The sequence below is a fragment of the Corynebacterium tuscaniense genome (assembly GCF_008693065.1).
Classification (GTDB): domain Bacteria; phylum Actinomycetota; class Actinomycetes; order Mycobacteriales; family Mycobacteriaceae; genus Corynebacterium; species Corynebacterium tuscaniense.
This window is the reverse complement of sequence record NZ_VXKH01000061.1, coordinates 1-8,723: the sequence shown is the minus strand read 5'-3', so window position 1 is coordinate 8,723 and position 8,723 is coordinate 1. Positions and strand designations below refer to the sequence as shown.

At 60.8% G+C, this 8,723-nt stretch carries 9 protein-coding genes; 8 read left to right on the top strand and 1 reads right to left on the bottom strand.

The features are described 5' to 3' along the window. Positions 1-141 precede the first annotated feature (141 nt). Both F4V54_RS09150 and F4V54_RS09145 read left to right on the top strand, forming a co-directional pair. Positions 142-834: a 6PGD fold domain-containing protein gene (locus F4V54_RS09150; RefSeq protein WP_150386933.1), complete on the top strand. Its 693-nt coding sequence runs from the start codon at positions 142-144 to the stop codon at positions 832-834. Between the two features lie 18 nt (positions 835-852). Continuing rightward, a complete protein-coding gene (locus tag F4V54_RS09145; RefSeq protein ID WP_150386932.1) occupies positions 853-1,656 on the top strand; it encodes a pantoate--beta-alanine ligase in 804 nt (267 codons plus the stop codon). A gap of 68 nt (positions 1,657-1,724) precedes the next feature. Here the strand turns inward: F4V54_RS09145 and F4V54_RS11865 are convergent, their stop codons facing one another. Then, entirely contained in the window at positions 1,725-1,850 is a 126-nt protein-coding gene (locus tag F4V54_RS11865; protein ID WP_282958590.1) for a hypothetical protein, read from the bottom strand. Between the two features lie 219 nt (positions 1,851-2,069). Here F4V54_RS11865 and F4V54_RS09140 point away from each other — a divergent pair, with 219 nt between their 5' ends. From F4V54_RS09140 to F4V54_RS09115, 6 genes are all read left to right on the top strand, one after another. After that, entirely contained in the window at positions 2,070-3,056 is a 987-nt protein-coding gene (locus F4V54_RS09140; RefSeq protein ID WP_150386931.1) for a hypothetical protein, read from the top strand. Between the two features lie 45 nt (positions 3,057-3,101). Beyond that, positions 3,102-4,454 (top strand): hypothetical protein, encoded by a 1,353-nt coding sequence (locus F4V54_RS09135; protein ID WP_150386930.1) that lies wholly within the window; start codon positions 3,102-3,104, stop codon positions 4,452-4,454. Beyond that, complete coding sequence (locus tag F4V54_RS09130) at positions 4,447-5,034, top strand: hypothetical protein (protein ID WP_150386929.1); 588 nt, start codon at positions 4,447-4,449, stop codon at positions 5,032-5,034. Before F4V54_RS09135 ends, F4V54_RS09130 begins: the two co-directional genes overlap by 8 nt. 25 nt (positions 5,035-5,059) lie before the next feature. Then, positions 5,060-6,610, top strand: coding sequence for a lysine--tRNA ligase (lysS, locus tag F4V54_RS09125; protein WP_150386928.1), 1,551 nt, complete (start codon positions 5,060-5,062; stop codon positions 6,608-6,610). Positions 6,611-6,614: 4 nt separating this feature from the next. Further along, positions 6,615-7,220: a hypothetical protein gene (locus F4V54_RS09120; RefSeq protein ID WP_150386927.1), complete on the top strand. Its 606-nt coding sequence runs from the start codon at positions 6,615-6,617 to the stop codon at positions 7,218-7,220. 35 nt (positions 7,221-7,255) lie between these two features. Continuing rightward, the coding region (locus tag F4V54_RS09115; protein WP_150386926.1) for a putative PEP-binding protein at positions 7,256-8,723 on the top strand (1,468 nt) is incomplete at its 3' end.

Genomic DNA, 8,723 nt, shown 5'->3' with positions numbered 1-8,723 from the left:
CAGGCAGTCCAGGCTGAGCCAGCCGAGCAAGCGGCGGCGGAGGAGGCGCACCATGGGCGTCGTCGTGCAGATGCTCACCGTGAGGGCGCACTGACGGTGGCGGAGATCCTCGCGCGTGGCCAGAAGAATTAGGGGAGCACGATGACGCAGCCGCGCTTGACTGTCGGGGTGCTCGGGGACCCTGAAACTGTTGAGCTGTTTGAACGTGCTGGTCACACTGCGCGTCAGATCAACGGCGACGGGGATCACTTGGACGTGGACATGATTGTCCTGGATGCGCCGGGGGTTCCGCTTGATGTGATGGTGGACCAGTGGCTGGGGCAGGTCCGTCGTGGGCAGCTGGTCATGCACACGTCGTTGGAGTATGGCGTGCAGGTGCTGGACCCGCTGGAAGTGCAAGGCGCGATTGTGATGGCGGCGCACCGGGTGTGGAAGGACTTTTGGGTCGCCTCCGCTGCCGATGAGGTTGGGGAGTCAGTGCTCAGTTTGCTCATCCCGGAGATGGGTGGCAATCTTACGATGATCGAGGACGCGCAGCGCCCGGCCATCATGGCGGGTAAAAGGATGCTCAAGCTTGTCGACGTTGCCCGCCAAGACGCTTTTACACTCCTTACCCAGGCAGTTCCTGCGATTGAGTTGGGGCTCGACGAGTGCTGGTCACTGCCTGGGGAAGGGCAAAACCTGCAGGTGGATGTTCCGCATCTGGAACAGATATACAACACGATCCAGGACCCGAGTATTGGAAGATTGTTTGTGGAGCTGGTGCGCAGACAAGCATCGCGCACCGGTGCGGCGGCTGTGGAGCTGTGGGCGATGGGGAAGAACACGTTGTAGGGCCGTACCCTTGCGGGTATGACGTTTACTCCGGGGAATGCGGTGGTTGTAACTGACCCCGCACAGTTTGCTACGTACGGCCGTGCCTTCCGCAAGACCGGCAAGAGGGTTGTGTTGGTGCCGCTCGGCACCGGGATTCATGCTGGTCACATCGCGTTGATTCGTGCTGCGAAGTCGCTGCTGGGCAGCATCGTCATGGTCACGTTTTCCGGCGATGAGGTCCCGGAGGACTTCGCGCGTGAGGGTGTGGACGTGGTCTTCCACGGCGTCTTCAACCCGCCGGTGCGCATCCGCCCACAGATGGATCACCTGGAGGATCCGGAGGTGATCAGTGCGAGTATCACGCGCACAATTGCCGCGATCAATGCCGCGCACGCCAGTGATGTTGTGGTGGGGGAGAAGGATTTTGAGGAGCTCGTCGCGCTGCAGCAGGCAGTTAGCGCACTCAATATGGAAGTTCAGCTTCACAGCTTGCCGACGATCCGTGCAACCGGCGGCGTTGCCATGTCCCTTCGCAATGACCGCGTCCCGGACGACATGCAGGATGCAGCCCTGGCGCTGTCGGCGGCGCTGACCGCTGGTGCGCACGTGGCGGAGCGTGGCGTCGATAAGATTCTGGAGACCGTGCGCGGCGTCCTCGAAGCTGGCGGCGTCACCCCCGATTACGTAGAGGTACGTGACCTGGGCTTCGGGCCGGCACCGGAGACAGGTGACGCGCGCCTGCTCGCCGCCGCGACTTTCGGCCCTGTGCGGCTCATTGACAGCGTGGGCGTGCCCGTCGGCATCGGTTTTAAGAATATAGGTGAGGAGCCCGGCGCTTAAGTTGTCTCGTTTTCGCCGCCGGAAGAATCACCTGCGAACACAACGAACTCGTCGCAGGTCACCCTTGGTCACACCCTCCGGCTGAAGTTGCCGTCGGTGACGGCGAACGTCGTGCCTTCAAATTCCGGGTCGTCGATCTCCGGCGCGTCACCGGGTTCCTGAGACTCATCCTTCGCCTGCTTGTACACCGGCATCACCAGGCAATGTGGCTCCCCCAGTCGTAGGAACCTAGGTTCTGCTGCGTCATGGTGTGCTCCTAAGTCCGCTCAATAATGGCGGTTTTGCAATAGTTCCCGTAGTAGTTCTTGCAGGATTCATGTGTTAAGACTGAAAGCACTTCGCTATCATTCGCTCTAGACTGCGGAGTCCCGACGGGCCGCGCCGGGATGTGAGAAAGGACATAGTTAAAAGAGATGGCACACTACGACCTCTACAACTCGCTCGGGCTCGACCGGTCGGCAGATCCCGCCACCTTGGCCCAGGAGCTGGATAATCGCATCAACTCCGGCATTGCCACCAACCCGGGCGGCATTGAGGAGCTGCGTATCGCCCGCGACATTCTCGGTGATCCGCAGCGTCGCAGCCTTTACGATCAGAAGCTTGACGACGTCAACGCGCCAGAAATCAACATCGCCGCCCTCCGCGACCTGGCCCAGGCCAACTTTGGGGGTGCCTCGGCTGGTGCTGCTGTTGGTGCTGCCACTGGTGCTGCCGGCGCGCGGGGGCTGCTAGGTCAGCAAGGTCAGCCGAGTCAGCCGCAGGGCGAGCATGGGCCGAGTGCCTTTGACAAGGGTCGTGACACCTTTAACGAGTACTCCAAGATGGCGCAGGATCGCCTGAACCCGGCGATGGAGAAGACCAAGTCGGAGATTGCACGTTCCTCCAAGGGCGTCATCCTTGGGACCGCGGTGGCTACCGCGTTGGTCATGCTGCTTATCTGGGGTCTGGTTGCCGGTATCGGTGGTGGAGACCGTAACGCCTCGAAGGCACAGAAGTTGACGAATGAGTTCCTTGAGCTACGCACAAATGATGAGACTGAACGTTGGCTCATTGACAACGCCTTGAGCGATTTGCGCAGTGCCATTCTTGATGGGCTTAAGGTCAATGACGGCTACTCTGGCGTGGACAACTACTTCAAGGCATCTGACCCGCAGGCTGGCGAGGTTATGGATGTCAAGGATTTCTCTCGCTTCTTCGCCAAGACGGATGATGAGTCTTATGAGCGACAGCTGAAGGATGTGCTGGGAGCCGATGCATTCTACTTTGTGGAGGTTCGTAACAAGAACGGTTCTTCCACCGGCGGTGCCACTTACGTGGTGATTCAGGATGGTAAGGCCCGCCTTCTAGGTTTTGAATACTCGGATGATGACGTTAGCGATATCTTCTCCGACTACAACTAGCAATACACATCCCAGTTCTCATCGGCCCTCATCGAAAGCTTCACCATGGTTGATTCACAGCTTGCTCAGTTCTTGCACGAAAAATATGCGCTGACGGACTTGAAAGAAAAAGCGGCGACAGCGGATTCCACCGTCTACTTTGCTACGAACACGTGGGGTAACAGCACCGCTGAGGTGGAGCTGTTCAACGAAGTCATCGAGGGCGACCAGGCTACCGCCATCACCCAGCTCGCTTCCGGCCTGCGTTGGTTGGATGAGCCGGCAGTGGTGTCTCTGCGTGATTGCGGTGTCACCGAGGACGGCACACTCTACGTGGTGCGCGATGAGGCACAAGGTAACACGCTACGCTCCATCATTGACGGCCGCGTGAAGTGGGGCACCCCGTTCTCCGATTCTGAGGCGCATAGTCTGCTCGCGCCGGTGGCCAAAGCGATTGATCACTACAACAATGCTGACCACGCTGAGCTTTTGGCACGGTCAATTGATGTGGATCATCTGCTCGTGCAGCATCACAATCCGTCGGCGCCGGTGATGCTGGCTTTGGTCGGCCCCACACCAGATGCCACGAGTACACCGGCTAAAAACCGCCGTGCTTTCGCCGAGATTGTCTCCCAATTGACCACCAAGCCGGTGGATGAGGAGCTGTTGGAATCCACGGAGTCCGCCAGCGCCTACTTGGAGAAACTGGCTTTCCCACATAAGACGCAGTCCGAGGCAAAAGCCGACGACGCGACGGCGCAGTGGAGCATGCCAGCGCAGCCGGTAGAGGATAAGGCGGAGCGCCCGAAGCAGCACTTCCCGGATACCAGCCCGGGTTTCCCACCCGTGGAGCCGCACTACCAGCAGCCCTACGAGTACCCGGGCTACGCCCAGCCGGAGTTTTTCGAGCCACAGCCGCAAAAGAAATCTAAGGCCCTGACCTGGCTGCTCGTGTTCATGATCTTGTTGCTGCTCGGCGGTATCGGCGCTGGTGGCTGGTGGCTCTGGGATAACCAGGGTGAGGGTTGGAATGCCCAAGAGCAGGAGATGGCGGACACGTTCCCGCGGATCATTTCGGAGAAATCTGGTCAACGCGGCTGGTCGAACATGAAGTGTGAGTCCCAGACACCGGAGGATGGGCAGAAGGCCCGCATCCGCTGTTCGGACAAGGACCTTGGCGTGAGCATCATTGATTATGGTGATGAGCAGACGCGCGACGGCCTGCTGCCGGAGGGCGACACTGAGGTCATTGGTAATGAGAAGTGCTCTGCACGTTCCTACAAGATGGAAGACGTGACCCCGCCGGCTTATCGCATTGCTCCGGAAGGGGAGGACGCACAGTACCTGCTCGTGGTCAACGGTGCTGAAGCCGAAAGTAAGCGCATGTACCTCAACTTGTGTGAAAAGTCGCGTGGTTAATCTTCAACGTCGCGCCACGTATGCCGCGGTCACTGCAGGAGTGGTAGTGGTGTCGCTTGCTGGGTGCTCTGGGAACCTGGAGGAGGTGGAGGGGCCGGTGTTGGAAACGTTGGCGTCGAAAAGCGAAACGACGGCGACCACCACGCGCGCCGCTGACCGCCCGGTAAACCCGAAAGATTTTGAACGCGCTGGCATGAGTGTGTTCAGCTACCGTATTGGAGAACATTCCGGGGTGTGTGCAATCAGCCCGCACGGCGTGACCTGCCAAGGCCAAACCCCAAAGGACGCGCCGATGGTGACCGCTGTGCCACTGCCACCCCGCAAAGCTGACTCGATTTACGCAGGGGAAGACGGCATGCACTACACCGTGTTTGAAGGTGTTGGGCCAGCACAAGGCGAGTTGCTGCCTGGCCAGACCATTCGTGTGAATGAGAATTTTTGCCACTACCCGGATGATGCGACGCTGCGCTGCACGTCCGGTGACGCGCTGAGCTACACCATCACAGACTCGGAGGGCGCCATCCACCCGAGTGGCCAGCTGGATGACCCGCCAGTGTGGACCCTGCCCGAGTATTGGTGAGCTCAACCGACTACGGTAGATAGCCGTGACTACCCAGGACCTTTCAGAGCAGCAACAGATCCGCCGCGCGAAGCGTGAGAAGCTTCTTAGCGAGGGGCATGAGCCGTACCCCGTCGTCGTGGACCGCACCACGTCGCTGAAGGATCTGCGCAACAAGTACCACGTTGTTACGGAAGATGCCCCCGAGCTTATCGACGGCGCGGTGGCCCTCCAGCCCGGCGAAGAAACCTCCGACGAGGTGGCTGTTGCCGGACGCATCATGTTCCAGCGCAACACCGGCAAGCTGTGCTTTGCCACCCTCCAGGAGGGGGATGGCACGCAGCTTCAGGTCATGTTGTCCCTGGCTGAGGTCGGTGAGGAAGCGCTGGCGGCGTGGAAGTCTGACACGGATCTGGGTGACATTGTGTCGGTGCGGGGGCGTGTGATTGCGTCGAAACGCGGTGAGCTTTCCGTCCTGGCGCAGTCCTGGCGTATGACGTCGAAGGCGCTGCGCCCGCTGCCGGTTGCGTTCGCTGACATGAATGAAGAGCAGCGGGTGCGCTACCGCTACACCGACCTGATCATGCGCGCCGATGCCCGCAAGAATGCCCTGACCCGCATTAAGGTTATCGCGGCTGTGCGAAAGTTCCTGACAGGACATGACTTCGTCGAGGTGGAAACCCCGATGCTGCAGACCCTGCACGGTGGTGCCGCAGCCCGCCCGTTCATCACCCGCTCTAACGCGCTGGATATGGACCTCTACCTGCGTATTGCGCCGGAGTTGTACCTCAAGCGCTGCATCGTCGGTGGTATTGAGCGTGTCTTCGAACTCAACCGCAACTTCCGCAATGAGGGCATTGACTCCTCTCACTCGCCGGAATTCACCATGCTGGAGACCTACCAGGCATGGGGTACGTACAAGGATGGCGCGCAAACCATGAAGGACCTCGTGCAGTTCTGTGCGCAGGAAGTCTTCGGTTCCACCACCGTCACGCTTGCCGATGGCACTGAGTACGACCTCGGCGGCGAATGGAAAGTCATGGAAATGTACCCCTCCCTCAACGAGGCTCTGCAGCGTAAGTTCCCAGGCCAGCCCGAGGTCACCGTCGACTCCTCCGTGGAGGAACTGAAGGGCATTGCTGACGTCGTTGGCCTGAAGGTGCCCAAGGACGAGGGCTGGCTGCACGGCAAACTCGTCGAGGAGATCTGGGAGCACCTGTGTGCTGACCAGCTCTACGAGCCGACTTTTGTGATCAACTTCCCGGTCGAGACCTCGCCGCTCACCCGCGACCACCGCGAACAGCGCGGTGTGACTGAGAAGTTCGACCTCTACGTCCGCGGCTTCGAGCTGGCCACCGGCTACTCCGAGCTTGTTGATCCCGTGATCCAACGTGAACGCTTCGAAGACCAGGCCCGCCTCGCCGCCCACGGCGATGACGAAGCCATGGTGCTTGATGAGGACTTCCTCGCCGCCATGGAACAGGGCATGCCGCCGACCGCTGGCTGTGGCATGGGCGTGGATCGCCTGCTCATGGCCCTGACCGGACTGGGGATCCGCGAGACTGTCCTCTTCCCGCTGGTACGCCCCGAGGCCTAAACCCATGCGTTCTCAGCGTCGCATTGGCCGAACGATAGGCGGTGGCTTAGCTGCGCTCGCCATCACGGCTGGGCTTGTTGGTTGCTCCAGTGATGATCTGGACGAGGTGCAGATGACCATTGTGTCGTCCACGCCTGCGGAGACTTCGGCGTCTGAAACCACAACTCAAACCACCTCCGAAATGACTGCAGAAACGACTACAGAGACCACTTCGCCGAAGAAGGACGTTGTGGGGGAAGATGTGGCGTCGATAAGCAAGCGCGACGGGTATTTTGTGCATGTCTCGCAGGGCGGACTAGAGAAGGAGGCATCATTTCCGGCGTGCGACGGGCGCAACATCCTGATTCTCATGTCTGTCATCGATGAACATGGTGCTGAAGCGACCTACAACGAACTCGCCCAAGCCGTACTCACTGGTGGCCCCGCCGATAAAAAATTCACGGTGCCGGGGAAGTGTGCCTCCCTGCGCAAAACCGTCAACGGGAACGTGATCTACCCCGTTTACCTCGACTTTGGTTCCGATGAAGCGGGGATGTGCGCGGCGAAAGCACGCTATGGTGGCAACGGCCGAACTCTGAACAACTCCGGCGATTTCCACGACCCCTGCTAAACCACCTGCTGGGGCAGCCAGGGAAAGGAACACGCATGGCCGACAGGCAGGTGCTTCACGGTGTGGGCGTCGCTGGTGCTTTTGCGGTTGCCTCTGCGACTGGCCCGGCTGTGCTCGTCGCCCCTGCAGCGGGTGTTGACCCGGATGAACCGGCCTGCACCGACCCGGATGCCGACATCCGGCGGGTTCGGGCGGCCCTCGACGCCGTTGCTGCTGGGGTGGTCGCGCGTGCGGAGAGTACCCCCGGGAAAGCCCAGCCGATCCTCGAAGCAACCGCTGCTTTGGCGCAGGATAGCGCGTTGATTAAAGGGGTAGAGGAGGAGCTCGCTGCCGGTGCCGGCATCACTGCTGCTGTGCACGCCGCGGTGGAGATCTATGCGCAGAAACTTCGCCCCCTTGGGGGAAGCATGGCTGAGCGCGTCACAGACCTCTACGACATTCGCGACCGCACTATCGCCCGCTTGCGTGATCTGCCGGAGCCGGGAATTCCGCCGTTAGGTCGCCCATCCATCCTCGTTGCACGCGACCTCGCACCCGCTGACATCGCCACGCTCGACCCGACGATGGTCCTGGGCATCATCACCGAAGGTGGCGGCCCCACATCGCACACGGTGATTCTTGCAGCGCAACTGGGTATTCCGATGATTGTCAAGGTCGCCGGAATCACCAGTTTGCTTATCGACGCCACGCTCATCACCCTCGACCCCACCACCGGCACCGTCATCCTCGCGCCGACTCCTGCTGACGTCGCTGAGCTGCAGGACCGGGCGGCGTGTCGCGTCGCTGCATTGGCGAACTCTACCGGCCCGGGTGCGACGAAAGATGGGCACCCAGTGAAACTGATGGCCAATATTGGCACCGCAGCCGATGTGGAAGCGGTGGCTGAGACGGATGTTGAAGGCGTGGGTCTGTTCCGCACCGAGTTTCTCTTCCTCAACCGTGTGGATGCCCCCAGCGTTGCCGAACAAACGGAGACCTACACCGCTGTGCTGCGCGCTTTTGGTTCCCGCCGGGTGGTCGTGCGCACCCTTGACGCGGGTGCGGACAAACCCCTGGCCTTTGCCGATCACGGTGCGGAGGAAAACCCAGCGTTTGGTCACCGCGGCATCCGCTTGACCCGCGCGCGGGAAGACCTCATGGATGACCAACTCGCGGCACTCGCTGCCGCGCACGCCGCGGTGCCGGAAGCAGACCTGTGGGTGATGGCGCCAATGGTGGCGGAGGTGGGGGAGGTTGAGTGGTTCGTCGATAAGGCGAAAAAGGCTGGGCTCTCGCAGGCCGGAATTATGGTGGAAACTCCTGCGGCGGCGATCTGTGCCGAGGAACTGTTGGGGGTGGCAGAGTTTGCGTCCATAGGCACGAACGATCTGGCGCAATTCACCATGGCGGCGGACCGTCTAGTTGGGCCGTCGTTGCTGTCCCCGTGGCAGCCGGCGGTGCTGGCGCTCATGCGCGCAACATGTCGTGGCGCAAACGGAACTCCTGTCGGCGTGTGTGGCGCAG

What these genes read in the sequence shown, in the direction of transcription:
- F4V54_RS09135 (WP_150386930.1), top strand. Translation starts at nt 3,102, where the DNA reads ATGGTTGATTCACAGCTTGCTCAGTTCTTGCACGAAAAATATGCGCTG.
- F4V54_RS09140 (WP_150386931.1), top strand. Translation starts at nt 2,070, where the DNA reads ATGGCACACTACGACCTCTACAACTCGCTCGGGCTCGACCGGTCGGCA.
- F4V54_RS11865 (WP_282958590.1), bottom strand. Translation starts at nt 1,850, where the DNA reads ATGCCGGTGTACAAGCAGGCGAAGGATGAGTCTCAGGAACCCGGTGAC.
- F4V54_RS09120 (WP_150386927.1), top strand. Translation starts at nt 6,615, where the DNA reads ATGCGTTCTCAGCGTCGCATTGGCCGAACGATAGGCGGTGGCTTAGCT.
- F4V54_RS09150 (WP_150386933.1), top strand. Translation starts at nt 142, where the DNA reads ATGACGCAGCCGCGCTTGACTGTCGGGGTGCTCGGGGACCCTGAAACT.
- F4V54_RS09145 (WP_150386932.1), top strand. Translation starts at nt 853, where the DNA reads ATGACGTTTACTCCGGGGAATGCGGTGGTTGTAACTGACCCCGCACAG.